Source organism: Aquibacillus salsiterrae, assembly GCF_028416595.1.
In the GTDB taxonomy this organism is placed as follows: domain Bacteria; phylum Bacillota; class Bacilli; order Bacillales; family Amphibacillaceae; genus Aquibacillus_A; species Aquibacillus_A salsiterrae.
In genome coordinates, this window is record NZ_JAMQKC010000008.1 from 37974 (window position 1) to 52197 (window position 14224).

Annotated in this window: 14 protein-coding genes; 12 read left to right on the plus strand and 2 right to left on the minus strand. The window is 37.1% G+C overall.

The genetic code is table 11. From position 1 onward, the window contains the following. The first annotated feature begins 235 nt into the window (after window positions 1–235). Window positions 236–1402, plus strand: a complete 1167-nt coding sequence (locus tag NC799_RS10595; protein WP_272446408.1) for a serine hydrolase domain-containing protein — start codon at window positions 236–238, stop codon at window positions 1400–1402. Window positions 1403–1693: 291 nt separating this feature from the next. Here NC799_RS10595 and NC799_RS10600 read toward each other — a convergent pair whose 3' ends face one another. Continuing rightward, window positions 1694–3241, minus strand: a complete 1548-nt coding sequence (locus tag NC799_RS10600) for an MDR family MFS transporter (RefSeq protein WP_272446409.1) — start codon at window positions 3239–3241, stop codon at window positions 1694–1696. Window positions 3242–3366: 125 nt separating this feature from the next. Here NC799_RS10600 and NC799_RS10605 point away from each other — a divergent pair, with 125 nt between their 5' ends. The 10 genes from NC799_RS10605 to NC799_RS10650 all read left to right on the plus strand — a co-directional run bounded on the left by NC799_RS10605 (window position 3367) and on the right by NC799_RS10650 (window position 12234). Then, window positions 3367–3759 (plus strand): acyl-CoA thioesterase, encoded by a 393-nt coding sequence (locus NC799_RS10605; protein ID WP_272446410.1) that lies wholly within the window; start codon window positions 3367–3369, stop codon window positions 3757–3759. Between the two features lie 16 nt (window positions 3760–3775). Beyond that, a complete protein-coding gene (locus tag NC799_RS10610; protein WP_272446411.1) occupies window positions 3776–4522 on the plus strand; it encodes a sulfite exporter TauE/SafE family protein in 747 nt (248 codons plus the stop codon). A gap of 39 nt (window positions 4523–4561) precedes the next feature. Next, complete coding sequence (locus NC799_RS10615; protein WP_272446412.1) at window positions 4562–4732, plus strand: hypothetical protein; 171 nt, start codon at window positions 4562–4564, stop codon at window positions 4730–4732. Window positions 4733–4743: 11 nt separating this feature from the next. Further along, entirely contained in the window at window positions 4744–5124 is a 381-nt protein-coding gene (locus NC799_RS10620) for a hypothetical protein (protein ID WP_272446413.1), read from the plus strand. Beyond that, window positions 5109–6053, plus strand: coding sequence for an alpha-L-arabinofuranosidase C-terminal domain-containing protein (locus NC799_RS10625; RefSeq protein ID WP_272446414.1), 945 nt, complete (start codon window positions 5109–5111; stop codon window positions 6051–6053). Before NC799_RS10620 ends, NC799_RS10625 begins: the two co-directional genes overlap by 16 nt. 34 nt (window positions 6054–6087) lie before the next feature. Continuing rightward, entirely contained in the window at window positions 6088–7620 is a 1533-nt protein-coding gene (locus NC799_RS10630) for an alpha-N-arabinofuranosidase (protein ID WP_272446415.1), read from the plus strand. A 408-nt stretch (window positions 7621–8028) separates the two neighbouring features. Beyond that, complete coding sequence (gene treP / locus NC799_RS10635; RefSeq protein ID WP_272446416.1) at window positions 8029–9465, plus strand: PTS system trehalose-specific EIIBC component; 1437 nt, start codon at window positions 8029–8031, stop codon at window positions 9463–9465. Between the two features lie 83 nt (window positions 9466–9548). Next, a complete protein-coding gene (gene treC / locus NC799_RS10640) occupies window positions 9549–11228 on the plus strand; it encodes an alpha,alpha-phosphotrehalase (RefSeq protein ID WP_272446417.1) in 1680 nt (559 codons plus the stop codon). A 17-nt stretch (window positions 11229–11245) separates the two neighbouring features. Continuing rightward, window positions 11246–11959 (plus strand): trehalose operon repressor, encoded by a 714-nt coding sequence (treR, locus tag NC799_RS10645; RefSeq protein ID WP_272446418.1) that lies wholly within the window; start codon window positions 11246–11248, stop codon window positions 11957–11959. 131 nt (window positions 11960–12090) lie between these two features. Then, window positions 12091–12234, plus strand: coding sequence for a hypothetical protein (locus tag NC799_RS10650; RefSeq protein ID WP_272446419.1), 144 nt, complete (start codon window positions 12091–12093; stop codon window positions 12232–12234). Window positions 12235–12407: 173 nt separating this feature from the next. Here the strand turns inward: NC799_RS10650 and NC799_RS10655 are convergent, their stop codons facing one another. Then, a complete protein-coding gene (locus NC799_RS10655; RefSeq protein WP_272446420.1) occupies window positions 12408–12608 on the minus strand; it encodes a cold-shock protein in 201 nt (66 codons plus the stop codon). Between the two features lie 257 nt (window positions 12609–12865). Between NC799_RS10655 and NC799_RS10660 the strand changes: the two genes are divergently transcribed. Further along, the gene (locus tag NC799_RS10660) at window positions 12866–14104 is read left to right on the plus strand and encodes an L-lactate MFS transporter (protein WP_272446421.1); all 1239 of its coding nucleotides are present in this window, start codon (window positions 12866–12868) and stop codon (window positions 14102–14104) included. Window positions 14105–14224: the final 120 nt, after the last annotated feature.

Sequence of the window (14224 nt, forward strand, 5' to 3'; positions counted from 1 at the left end):
CATGAATCAGGTAAACGTGTTGGTACCGAAAATACTCCCTAAATAGTTGGTCTTGGGCAAGCATGCCAATTAGCACATACATACTTAGCGGAAATGGAGAAGGTAAAACAATTAAGAGAGCTTATTTGTGGGAGCAATTACAACAACTATATCATGAGAAAGTTACTGTGAATGGAAGTACACAGCATAGTCTGCCAAATACACTAAGTGTAAGTTTTAGGTGGGGGAATAAAATATGACAAAATTTAGTAGGTTAGATGAATTACTGGAAAGATTCGTTGAAAATGGACCTCCTGGTTGTGCGTTACAAATACAGTGCAAGGGTAAGAAAATTTATGAAAACTTTATCGGTTATGCAGATTTAGAAAAGGAAAAACGAATACAAGAAAATACGATTTACCGTATTTACTCGATGTCTAAGGTTGTTACTTGCGTTGCAGCCTTAACATTGTACGAAAAAGGAGCATTTTTACTTAACGATCGATTGGAAGATTATCTTCCTGAATTTAGTGACCTCCAAGTTATGATAGAAAAGAATGGCGAGGTTGTACATGAGAAAGCAGTTCGGTCTATTCGTATTAAAGATTTGTTTATGATGACCTCAGGATTGACTTATGGAGGAACCGCGACAGAAGTAGAAAGACAGGTAAGTAAAGTTATGGAATTAGTCAACGAGGGTAACTATCCAAATGATAAGACACCGGTTAGGGCGTTGTCAGAAGCGCTTGCAACAGTGCCTCTCGCTTTTCAGCCAGGGGACAGTTGGAAGTATGGGTTAAGTCACGATGTATTAGGAGCATTGATTGAAGTAATTTCGGGCAAAACGTTTGGACAATTCCTTAAGGATGAACTATTTAATCCGTTGAACATGAACGATACGTTTTTCCTTATCCCAGAGGTGAAGCGTAATCGATTAAGCAAATTATACAATCGAAGTGAAAATGGGAGTTTAACAGTAAACACTACTATGGATGAAAGAGCTGAGCCGGGACCTGTTCCTGAAAGTGGTGGAGCGGGGTTGTTTTCGACACTTAGCGATTATAGTCGTTTTGCTGAAATGCTTGCCAATGGCGGTGAACTTGATGGTTCTCGTATCTTAAGTAGGAATACGATTCGCTTGATGGCAAGTAACCATTTAAGTGAGCAACAAAGAAAAACCTATGATTGGGATTATTTGAAAGGTTATGGGTATGGTCTTGGTGTTAGGACAATGGTTGATTTAGCGGAAGCAGGAAGTAATGGTGCTATTGGTGAATTTGGTTGGTCTGGACTTGCAGGGACATGGGTACTTGTTGACCCTGTAAATCAACTTTCAGCAGTTTATATGCAGCAGATGCTACCGAATTTCGAAGCTATTCATCAGCCTAGACTTCGAAATGTTATATATGGATTAATGGAATAGGGCTTTTCTCTTCATAATAATGGAAGCAATTCTCTTTGTCTTGACAAAAATTTATTCCCCAGGAAATAAAATGTCGATAATTGTCAGGTGCAGAGGACTACACGGAGAAATGCGCACACAATATATCAAGGAGAAGAGAGGATGAAAAAGCCAAGAGCTGTCTAGCTACAGCGCCTAGCCCCTCGGGGTCATAAGTCAATCCCTTTTGTGGCAAAGACCGCCACGTCAGGTCTTGTCTTATGCCTGTCGGGGCTAACCAAGGCGACTTGCGCTTTTCTTAAAAGCACTTGTTTAGGAGTCTTGTGGTTGTTTTCTTACAACTGCTTGGTTGGCTTTTGCCGGAAAGAACAGAATTAACAGAAATGTAACAAATGAGAGAATCACCAATCCTGTATAAACAGCATGTAACGCCTCTGTTAACGATTGTTGGAGTAGGTCAAATGCTTCTGGTGAAAGGTTATTTCTCATTTTTTTATCTAATAGAATATCCGTATTGCTTACGGTGAATTCTAAATCTAATTTTTTTCCATTTTCGGATAATGCTTCGTTCATTTTTAAATTTAAAATTGCTCCTAGTACGGCTGCACCAAGAGCGCTTCCGATAATTCTCATGAACATATTTAAAGAAGTTGCCACACCGCGCATTTTCCAATCTACACTAGCTTGGATGGATACAATAAATGGTGTACTTGAAAATCCCATTCCAACTCCAACTACAAAAGAACTAAATCCAACATATAACGGACCATTTGAGGGGGTTAGAAAATAAAATAATAGACCACCAATTAGCAGTGCAAATCCTCCAATCAATGCAGTTTTGCGAAAGCCAATTTTTAACACTAAGTGTCCGGCAATCGTTGAGGAAACCGGCCAACCAATCGATAATGTGCAAAGGGTAAAACCAGCGATTATACTTGAATATCCCATCACCGCTTGGACGTATGTCGGTATAAAACTCGACAAACCAATAATAATCATCCCAGAAGTTAACGTTGCAAGATTAGCAGTTGTTATTAATTTATTTTTCCAAATAGTTAGGGGCATCATTGGTGTAGCTGCTCGTTTTTCTTGTAAAAGAAAAAATAGTACACTTAGGACAAAAATAGTTAATAATATAACCACTTGTGGTGAACCCCAAGACCAATTAACACCACCTTTAACGAGTACAACAATAAGAGATGAGATGGAAATAAAAAATAAGCCCGAGCCAAGGTAGTCAATTGATTTTTTCTCCCTTGAAACGTTTTCATGGAAGAAAAGAAATACTCCTATCATTGCTACTGTTCCGAGTGGAACGTTAATCCAAAATATCCATGCCCAATCAGAAAAGTTAACAATTAGTCCCCCTGCTAATGGACCAATAACGGATGAAATCCCCCATACACTAGCCAAATAACCTTGGATTTTAGACCGTTCTTCCATTGTATACATATCCCCGACAATTGTTGTTGCAATTGGCTGCACAGCACCAGCACCGATACCTTGAACAATGCGGAAAATTACTAGCATTGTCATAGTTGTTGCTAATCCACACAGAATTGACCCAACCAAAAAGATGATGACGCCGATGAGAAATACTGGTTTTCTTCCGAATAAATCAGATAGCTTTCCGTAAATCAGTGTAGTTACGGCTTGCATCAGCAAGAAAGAAGAAAACACCCAGCTGTATACCGAAAAACCGCCTAAATCTGCGACGATATCTGGCATAGCTGTTGCCACAATAGTTCCTTCAATCGCGGCCATGAACATTGAAATAACGAGAAATGCTAATACAAGAGGTCGCCTCGTTTGTTTTTGTGATGATTGAACGAAGTCTTCCATAATGATCCTTCTTTCCATAAGGTTACTCTTCCAATGTACAGTAAAACAAACAAAACGCAACTTTTTTTTAGTTAATAGTTAAAAGAAGCAGGAGTTTGTGCTAAGTAATTGGAATATATATCTGTTATAAAGGGGGGAAAATTGTGAAGCATACAACTAAAGTGAAGGTGAGATTTTGTGAAACGGATGCGTTAGGTCATGTCAGTAATGTTAGCTATTATGTTTATCTAGAGGATGCACGGCTAGAACTATTTCGACAACTTGGTGTGTCAATGGAGTTAGACAACTGGTCATATATTGTCGCATCAACTAGTTGTGATTATATTCAACAAGCTTACTTCGATGATGAATTGACTGTTGATACAAAAGTGAGCAAAATTGGCACGAGTAGCTTTGAATTGCACCATGAAATTTTGCATGAACGTGGTCAAATTGCTATTGGTCGGGCAGTAATTGTTCATTATAATTTCAAAGTCCAGCATAAAGAAGCTTTACCACAGGATGTTAAAAGACTGCTCGAAAACTATTATATTTAGGTTTGAGGTGATTGGTATGTTTGAATTATCAGTACTAGAATGGGTGATTGTCGCTGTTTGTGCCATGTTTATTGGATTCACCAAGACCGGGGTTTCAAGTCTTGGTATCCTTGTAGTTACCGTTCTAATGTACATTTTTCCGGCAAAAGAATCTGTCGGTATCTTACTACCTATGCTAATTGCAGGAGACATTTTTGCTGTTATCTACTATCGACGAAACGTAGTATGGAAGTATTTGTTTTCATTAATACCTTGGGTTCTTATTGGAATTGTAGTTGGTTATTATGTTCTCAATCAAGTAAATGATCAACAACTTAAACCTATGATTGGTTCACTCGTACTAGCACTAATTATATTACACATTGGTAGAGAAAAGTTAGGCGACAAGTTTAATAGTTTACTTCCAACTTCGTTATGGTTCACGCTATTAATGGGAATATTGGCAGGTTTTACAACGATGATTGGAAATGCTGCAGGTGGAGTGATGGCGATCTACTTACTTGTTAAAGGATTACCAAAAACGGAATTTGTTGGGACAGGAGCATGGTTTTTTTTATTTGTAAACATAATTAAAGTACCGTTTTACATTCATTTAGGTTTAATTACGATTGATTCATTTACTTTTAATCTTTGGTTAATACCAACAATTATTATTGGCGCATTTGTTGGTGTTAAGGTTCTATCACTTATTCCACAAAAAGCGTTTCAGATTCTCATCTTGGGCTTTGCAGCTGTAGGAGCACTAAGGCTATTATTTGTTTAATTTTTTTCTATTTCTTAATCAAAAGGAGAAGATTTTAAGGTGAATAAAATAAAAGTGGAAATAAATCCTGACCGTGTTTTAGGAAAAAGGAGTGAGCTGATTTATGGGCAATTTATTGAACACTTTCATCGTCAAATCTACGGTGGAATATTTGACCCGGGACATCCACTTTCAGATAGTGAGGGATTTCGAACAGATGTGATGCATTAAAAAACATAGGAGTGTCGATTATTCGTTGGCCAGGAGGCTGCTATGTTTCGAACTATCCGTGGAAGGATGGTGTTGGAAAGCGGGTCCCGTTTTTTGATAAGGCTTGGCGTATTGAGGAAAATAATGAGTTTGGTACAGATGAATTTATTTCCTATTCAAAAAAAATAGGTGCACAGCCGTATATTTGTACAAATGCTGGATCTGGAACTTTAGAGGAAATGAGTGACTGGGTTGAGTATTGCAACTTGAAGGATCAAGGTAAGTGGGCTAAGTTAAGAATTGCAAACGGTCATTCAGAACCATTTAACGTTAAATATTGGAGTATTGGGAATGAAAATTATGGTGACTGGGAAATAGACGCCAAGGATATAGTAGAGTGGGGGGGTTTGTAAGAGAGTCAGCAAAAATGATGAAGCGGGTCGACCCAAATATCGAATTATTTGCTGCAAGTATTTCTGATTTAGATTGGAATATTAATCTTCTCCGTGAAGCTGGTAAGTATCTTGACTGGATTTCAATTCACCGGTATTGGGACTTGGTACATGAGGATAACACTCTATCGGACTATGAAACTTGTATGACCTACACGTTAGATATTGAACCTGAAATTGAAAAAACCAAACATATTCTCGGCTCTTTGGGATACCTAGGTAAGATTAAAATCGCCTTTGATGAATGGAACTTACGTGGGTGGCATCACCCTCATGTTAGTTCCGGGACTGAGGATTATTTGACGCCTAGGGATAAAAATGATTGGAATGATAGTTATACCATGGCAGATGCTGTCTTTACTGCATGTTTTTTAAATCAATGTTTAAAACATTGTGATGTTGTAGGTACGGCAAATTTTTCTCCGACTGTTAATACAAGGGGCGCCGTTTATACACATTCAGATGGAATTGTGTTAAGAACAACCTATTTTGTTTTTGAAATGTTTACAAAATATATGGGTGATCAGGTTATTGACTCATGGATAAGTAGTCATGATACGTTTCCTGTCGAAACTAAAGGTGGGATTATCAGTGTGCCATGCATTGATCTCATCGCAACAAAAAGAGAAGAAGAAAACACAATTAATATTTCTGTCATCAATCGCCACCCAGAAGAAACAAGGGAAATTGCAATTGGGATAAAAGATTTATGTCGATTCAATCGTGTGAGAGTCCACCGTTTAGAATCAGAATCGAAGGATGACTATAACGACATAGACCAACCTAATAAAGTTTCTGTGCAAGTATCCGAAATAGAACTTGGTGACCCTGACAAATTTACAATTGGTGTAGCTCCTCATTCTGTAAATGTGTTGGTATTTTCTGTTTAGGCAGAAATAAATTATTCGAAGGAGTTGAGTAAGTTTGTCGTCGATAATAAGTATTGATAAACATGGAGCTAAGTATACAATTAGTAGACACATCTATGGGCATTTTGCAGAACATTTAGGTCGGTGTATTTATGAAGGAATATGGGTTGGAGAGGACTCATCAATTCCTAATACACGTGGAATTCGAAATGATATTGTAATTGCTTTGCGTAATTTAAATATTCCAAACCTACGTTGGCCGGGTGGGTGCTTTGCAGATGAGTACCACTGGAAAGATGGGATAGGTCCGCGGGAACAGCGACCAACAATTGTTAATACAAATTGGGGAAAGGTCACTGAGAATAATCATTTTGGTACCCATGAGTTTATGGATTTATGCGAGCAGTTAGATACAGAACCTTATATTTGTGGGAATGTAGGAAGTGGTACTGTTCAAGAAATGCAGGAATGGGTCGAATATTTAACATTTAATGGGGAGTCACCGATGGCTAAACTTCGCCGTGAAAATGGACGGGAAAAGCCGTGGGAATTAAAGTATTTTGGAATCGGAAATGAAAATTGGGGCTGCGGTGGGAAAATGCGAGTAGAACATTATGCAGATAAATACCGTAATTACCAAACATATGTGAAGGACTTATCCGGCAATGAAATTTATAAAATTGCCTGTGGACCTCAAGAAGCTGATTATCACTGGATGGAAGTAATGATGCGCGAAGGAATGGACAGAACAGAACCTGTACAAGACGCAATCATTGAAAATATTTGGGATTATCATCGACCAGAAATGAATGGAATAAGCCTCCATTACTATACACGTAATCGCACTAATTATGGTTCGGCAACAAAGTTTAACGAGGAACTTTGGTTTGATTACATGAAGCGAACAATGAAGATTGAAGGAATTATTAAAAATCATGCTGAAATTATGGATAAATATGATCCCGAAAAAACTGTGGGCTTAATTATTGACGAATGGGGTACTTGGTTTGGTGTTGAACCTGGCACAAATCCGGGATTCTTATATCAGCAGAATACGTTGCGCGATGCACTAATTGCAGGAATTAATTTAAACATATTTAATAATCATTGTGATCGTATCCATATGGCTAATATTGCTCAAGTGATTAACGTATTACAAGCAATGATTCTAACGGAAGGAGAGAAAATGATTTTGACTCCTTCTTATCATGTGTTTGAAATGTATAAGGTCCATCAAGGGGCAACACTACTTCCAATTTATGTAAGCTCTCCCTTCTATTGTTATGGAAAAGAAAGGTTGCCTAGATTAAATGTTTCTGCATCTCAAGATGAAACAGGAAAAATCCATATTTCGCTTTGTAACATAGATCCGAATTGTACAGAAGAAACTAAAATAGAACTAGAAGGGTTAAACTTGAATTCATTTATTGAAGGAAGGATATTGACTGCCACAGCAATGAACGAGCATAACACCTTCGATGAGCCAGAGAAAATTAAGCCAACAGCTTTTGGCAATTATGAACTTGGCGAAGGTTTCCTAAAGATATCCTTGCCATCTAAATCTGTTGTAGTATTAGAAATAAACTAAACATTCATAAATTTTGTTTTAAGAAATTTCTATTTATCTTGCAGCAGATTAATTTCTACCCAACAAACTGCCGTGTTGCACTATTATGATTTCTTCTATTTTCAAAGTAAAAATACCACAAAAACTATAAGTAAGCTAGTTTAAACGTATGGATGCACAATCATCCATGCGTTTTTGCTTTCAATAATAAAGCATGTAGGTTTGAAAATCCACATTTAACCTTTTGAAATGAATATATGCATAGTATCGGAATTAAAGAAAAAAATAATGAAAGAAAAAAACAGTTGACTATCCTGTATATACAAGATAAAATTGAGAACGAAATTATGACTTGTATATACAAGGTTACCTTATGAAAGCGCGAACAAGGTTCAGCTCTCAGAAGAGTTAAATAAAGGAGGAAAAATAATGAGCAAATATACGGATTCAGCTAAGAAGTTGCTAGAGCTCATTGGTGGAAGTGATAATATTTCAGTTGTTACTCATTGTGCAACTAGAATGCGCTTTGTATTAAACGATCCTAAGAAAGCGGATGTAACAGAAATTGAATCGCTAGATGTTGTTAAAGGAACGTTTACACAAGCGGGGCAATTCCAGGTAATCATCGGGAATGAAGTTCCGACGTTTTATAACGAATTTACCAAAATCGCAGGCGTAGGAGATACATCAAAGGATGAAGCTAAGGAAGCAGCAAAGCAAAATATGAATTTTTTGCAAAGAATGGTTGCCCACCTTGCAGATATCTTTACACCGTTAATCCCTGCCTTGGTTGTTGGTGGACTCATTTTAGGTTTTAGAAATATAATTGGTTCCATTGAAATGTTTGGACCAGATAAAGGGCAGACTTTAGTTGATATCTCACAATTTTGGTCAGGTGTCCATTCATTTCTTTGGTTAATTGGTGAAGCGATATTTTTCTATTTACCAGTTGGTATTACTTGGGCGATTTCTAGAAAGATGGGAACGACACAAATTCTTGGAATCGTATTAGGTGTTACCCTTGTTTCTCCTCAATTACTTAATGCTTATAGTGTGGCAAGTGCAGATGAAATACCTGTTTGGGACTTTGGGTTTGCTCAAGTTGAAATGATTGGGTATCAAGCGCAAGTAATTCCTGCAATTTTAGCGGGATTTGTTCTAGCTTATTTAGAAATTTGGTTACGGAAAGTTGTACCTAATGTAATTTCAATGATTGTTGTACCTTTCTTTGCCTTGATTCCAGCAGTACTAATTGCGCATGTTGTTTTAGGACCAATTGGTTGGTCAATCGGTTCATGGATTTCTGATGTTGTTTATACTAGCTTAACCTCGTCATTTGGTTGGTTGTTTGCAGCTATTTTTGGCTTTGCTTACGCCCCACTCGTAATAACGGGATTACATCATATGACCAATGCAATCGACTTGCAGTTAATGGGTGATTTTGGTGGAACTAACCTATGGCCAATGATAGCACTATCAAATATTGCTCAAGGTTCAGCTGTAGTAGCAATGATTATGTTAAATCGTAAAGATAAGAAAGAACAACAAGTTTCTGTACCTGCTGCAATCTCTTGTTATTTAGGTGTTACAGAACCTGCGATGTTTGGGATTAATTTAAAATATATCTTCCCTTTCTTAGCAGCGATGATAGGGTCGTCTATCGCAGCGGTCGTTTCTGTTGGTAGTGGTGTTATGGCTAATTCAATTGGGGTTGGTGGTATTCCTGGTTTCCTATCCATTCAGTTTGGTGATTGGATTCCGTTCTTTATTGCAATGGCAATTGCAATTGTTGTTCCAATCCTCCTAACCTTTGTGTTTGCTAAAACAAAGATGGGGATAAATGCTTACCAACGACTTGGAAAATAAAAGTAGATAGAAAATGGTGAGGATGTTCTAATTAGAACATCCTATTCCATTTGAACAATTATAATCAGGAAGGTGCGTTACAAATGACACAACCATGGTGGAAAAATGCAGTAGTCTATCAAATCTATCCGAAAAGTTTCAATGACACAACGGGAAATGGTGTAGGTGATCTTCAAGGGATTATTGAAAAATTAGATTACTTAAAAGAGCTTGGTGTTGATGTAATATGGCTAACACCTATCTATGATTCTCCGCAGTGCGATAACGGTTACGATATAAGTGATTATTTTTCAATCTATCAAGAATATGGAACGATGGAGGATTTTGACCAATTATTAGAAGAGGCACATCAACGAGGCTTAAAAATTATTATGGATATTGTTGTAAATCATACATCGACTGAACATAATTGGTTCCACCAATCCATGACATCAAAAGATAATCCATATCGAAATTTTTATATTTGGAAAGACGGGGAGAACGGAGAACCTCCGACAAATTGGCAGTCGAAGTTCGGTGGTTCTGCTTGGCAATACGATGAAACAACAGGTCAATATTACTTGCATTTATTTGATGTAACCCAGGCTGATTTGAATTGGGAAAATGAAGAAGTCAGAAAATCTATCTATACTATGATGGATTTTTGGCTGGAAAAGGGAGTGGATGGCTTTCGATTAGACGTGATTAACCTTATTTCAAAAGACCAACGATTCCCAAACGACGATGGTACAATCCCTCCAGGAGATGGCCGGAAGTTTTATACGGATGGTCCAAGAATTCATGAATATTTACAAGAGATGAATGACAAAGTATTCTCAAAATATGATATTATGACAGTTGGAGAAATGTCTTCTACGACAATTGACAACTGTATTAAGTACACACAGCCTGATCGGAACGAATTAAGTATGACCTTTAACTTCCACCATTTAAAAGTAGATTATCCTAATGGGGAAAAATGGACAACAGCAGAATTTGACTTCCATGCTTTAAAAGAAATTCTTTCTACTTGGCAAATTGAAATGAATAAGGGTGGTGGATGGAATGCCCTTTTTTGGTGTAACCACGACCAGCCCCGGGTTGTTTCAAGGTTTGGGAATGATGAGAACTATCATAATGAATCGGCAAAGATGTTAGCAACAACCATTCATTTCATGCAAGGTACACCTTATATTTATCAGGGTGAAGAATTCGGAATGACTAACCCAAAGTTTGATTCGATTGAAGAGTACCGGGATGTTGAGTCATTAAACATGTATAAAATGAAAATAGAAGAAGGGATGAAGGAAGAAGAGATTCTTGACATTCTTAAGCAAAAATCAAGAGACAATTCCAGAACACCAGTTCAGTGGAATAACCAAGAAAATGCTGGATTTACTAGTGGAACACCTTGGATTAATGTTGCAGAGAATTACCGAACCATTAATGCAGAAGATGCTCTTCGTGACCAACAATCTATTTTTTATCATTACAAAAAACTAATCAAACTAAGAAAAGATTACCAAATCATCACAGATGGAGATTTTCAATTGCTGTTAAAGGAGCATGATTCCATTTTTGCATATATGCGTAAGATGGATAATGAAAAGCTACTTGTGATCAATAACTTTTTTAACAAAGAAGCAGAATTTGTTTTACCACAGTCTGTTAATATGGAAGGACTTAATGGCAATGTGTTACTATCCAATTATTCGGACACACCTAACGATTTGAAACAGTTTACGTTACGTCCTTATGAGTCAGTCGCTATATTATTTAAGTAAGTAAGCGGGGAACGGGAATGAAAAATAAATTTTTAGCCATATATGGTGATATAGAGGCAAAGATAAAAAGCGGTGATATTAAGCCGGATACATTGCTCCCGTCTGAACATGAATTGACGGATTTGTATCATACTTCAAGGGAAACTATCCGTAAAGCTCTACACTTACTTTCACAAAACGGGTACATCCAAAAGGTGAGAGGGAAAGGCTCAGTAGTAATTGATATTAATAAATTCGATTTCCCTGTTTCTGGGTTAGTTAGCTTTAAGGAATTAGCGCAGAAGATGGATGAACCCCCTAAAACAATCGTTAGTAAGCTGCAGTTAAGAAAGCCAGATCAATTTGTGAGGCAACAACTAAATTTAAGCAGTAAAGAACATGTTTGGGAAGTCATCAGGGTTAGAGAAATAAATGGCCAGAAAATTATTTTAGATAAGGATTATTTGGCTCAGCAATTTGTGCCACATTTAACAGAAGTAATTTGCGCAGATTCTATTTATAATTATTTAGAGAATGAACTTGGCCTAACGATAAGTTTTGCAAAAAAAGAAATAGTCGTTGAAGAACCTACGGAAGAGGACGAACTCTTGCTCGACCTAGATGGATTTCACAATGTTGTCATCATCAAAAACTATGTTTATTTAGATGATGCAAGTTTGTTTCAATATACAGAATCAAGACACCGTCCAGACAAATTTAGATTTGTCGACTTTGCTAGAAGAATTCACTAGCAGCCTGATAAACTCATTAAGAAAATTTTAAGATATCCAAAGAAAACAGAACTAGCCAAATTTTGTCTGGTAAATAATCCCCCTGAAATGGAGAGACTAATCATAACTTCATTTAAGGGGGATTAAAAATAATGATTGAGTCATGTTTTTATTGTGGTTCGCATGTAATTGAAGGTGCATTACATCAAATCAACTTTTTTCATAATGATGTTGACCGAGAAGAAATGCTATGTCCGGAATGCTACAAAGACTGGTTAGAAGGGATAAAAGAGTAAATTGAAGTGTGCCCAAATTTACACATGAAAGTCACGATATGAAAACAGCCTCTTTTTGCTAAAGACCTCGAGGGGTAGGTGGTCAGATCAGTTTAGACTCTTGGGTTTTTATACTTTATATTTCAAAGAAAAAAGGCGAACCAATTAAGGTTCGCCTTTATGATAAGCTGTTATTAGCCTTTAACTACGTTAGCAGCTTGTGGTCCACGGTTACCTTCTTCGATTTCGAAAGTTACGGTTTGACCTTCTTCAAGTGTTTTAAAGCCTTCGCCTTGGATAGCAGAGAAGTGAACGAATACATCGTCTTGTCCTTCTACTTCGATAAATCCAAAACCTTTGTCTGCGTTAAACCATTTTACTGTACCTTGTACCATGTAACTATTTCCTCCTAGTGTGGACGTTCCACACAAATGTATTACTATTCTTGCTCTTGCCTCAAAAACGAAAACTTTACGTAACGTATTACTTGAAGGTTGTTCGAACAAAATAGTTAATTTTATTATAGCAGAAAGATATCGAATGTCAACACCTAAAATGTGAAATTACATCTATTTAGTGATTTGTAACTGGTATAATCACGTTTATTCGGGTCAAAATATGCGAAACATGACAAAGGAGAGTGAACAAGATAATGAAACATAAAAATAGATGGTTAATAGCGGTTAGTGCTATTTTTATCCATTTATCGATTGGTTCTATTTATGCTTACAGTGTTTATAAGGAACCTTTTGCAGAAAAATATGGATGGGGGAGTACAGATGTAGCTTTTTCTTTCACTATTGCCATTTTCTTTTTAGGTTTGTCAACAGCTATATTTGGTCGGTTTGTTGAAAAAAAAGGACCAAGAATATCTGCCTTTGTTGCAGCAGTGTTATTTAGTGGCGGAATGATTGGTTCTGGATTTGCCCTAAGTATGGAATCGTTGATTGGTTTCTATATTTTTTTTGGTGTCATTGGCGGTATTGGTTTAGGAATTGGTTATATTTCACCAGTGTCTACATTAGTAAAATGGTTCCCGGACAGAAGAGGGCTTGCGACAGGTATGGCTGTTTTTGGTTTTGGTGCTGGTGCTTTAATTGCAGGCCCACTAGCAGCCCGATTTATGAATACAGTTGGGATTCCTGGAACGTTTTATATTTTAGGGATTAGTTATTTTATTTTGATGTCATTAGGTGCAGCATATATTGCTCGACCAGAAGAAGGGTGGAGCCCAAAAGGCATAAAGGATGTCTCAGGAGAGCAATCAACTAGGGTGAAAAAGGATTTGGCTCAAATGACTGCAAACGAAGCAGTCAAAACAGGGCGGTTTTGGATGCTTTGGTGGATGATGTTAATTAACATTTCAGCAGGTATCATGCTCATTTCTGTTGCATCTCCAATGGCGCAAGAAAAAGTAGGTATGTCTGCAATTGCAGCAGCTGCAATGGTAGGTATAATGGGTCTCTTTAACGGTGGAGGAAGAATTGGTTGGGCGACAATTTCAGATTATGTTGGCCGCTCCAATATTTATATGATTTTCTTTATCATTCAACTAATATTCTTTCTGGTGCTCCCATACATTACGAATGCCCTATTGTTTCAAATCATGATTTTTATAATTTTAACAATATATGGTGGGGGATTTGCATCACTTCCAGCCTTTATAGGCGACCTTTTTGGTACAAAGCAACTTGGTGCAATTCACGGCTATTTGTTAACTTCATGGTCGACAGCTGGTATTCTTGGGCCAATGGTTGTTGCATATATCCGAGAAACTACGGAGAGCTATAACATTACGTTTTATATTTTTGCTTTTCTTCTTGCTACTGCATTAGTTGTGTCCTTTATGATGCGTTCAAGTATAAAAAAACAAAGAAGACTACAAACGTAACGAAAAAGATCGTAAATGTGAAAGAAAACAGTCTTCGTCTTCGAGAGACTGTTTTCTTTTTGTAATAATCTTTCTAATTTAGTAAATACTTGTTTTAACTATGTTTTTAGAGGAGTGTTT

What these genes read in the sequence shown, in the direction of transcription:
- NC799_RS10655 (WP_272446420.1), bottom strand. Translation starts at nt 12,608, where the DNA reads ATGGTACAAGGTACAGTAAAATGGTTTAACGCAGACAAAGGTTTTGGA.
- NC799_RS10600 (WP_272446409.1), bottom strand. Translation starts at nt 3,241, where the DNA reads ATGGAAAGAAGGATCATTATGGAAGACTTCGTTCAATCATCACAAAAA.
- treP (WP_272446416.1), top strand. Translation starts at nt 8,029, where the DNA reads ATGAGCAAATATACGGATTCAGCTAAGAAGTTGCTAGAGCTCATTGGT.
- NC799_RS10595 (WP_272446408.1), top strand. Translation starts at nt 236, where the DNA reads ATGACAAAATTTAGTAGGTTAGATGAATTACTGGAAAGATTCGTTGAA.
- treR (WP_272446418.1), top strand. Translation starts at nt 11,246, where the DNA reads ATGAAAAATAAATTTTTAGCCATATATGGTGATATAGAGGCAAAGATA.
- treC (WP_272446417.1), top strand. Translation starts at nt 9,549, where the DNA reads ATGACACAACCATGGTGGAAAAATGCAGTAGTCTATCAAATCTATCCG.
- NC799_RS10610 (WP_272446411.1), top strand. Translation starts at nt 3,776, where the DNA reads ATGTTTGAATTATCAGTACTAGAATGGGTGATTGTCGCTGTTTGTGCC.
- NC799_RS10660 (WP_272446421.1), top strand. Translation starts at nt 12,866, where the DNA reads ATGAAACATAAAAATAGATGGTTAATAGCGGTTAGTGCTATTTTTATC.
- NC799_RS10650 (WP_272446419.1), top strand. Translation starts at nt 12,091, where the DNA reads ATGATTGAGTCATGTTTTTATTGTGGTTCGCATGTAATTGAAGGTGCA.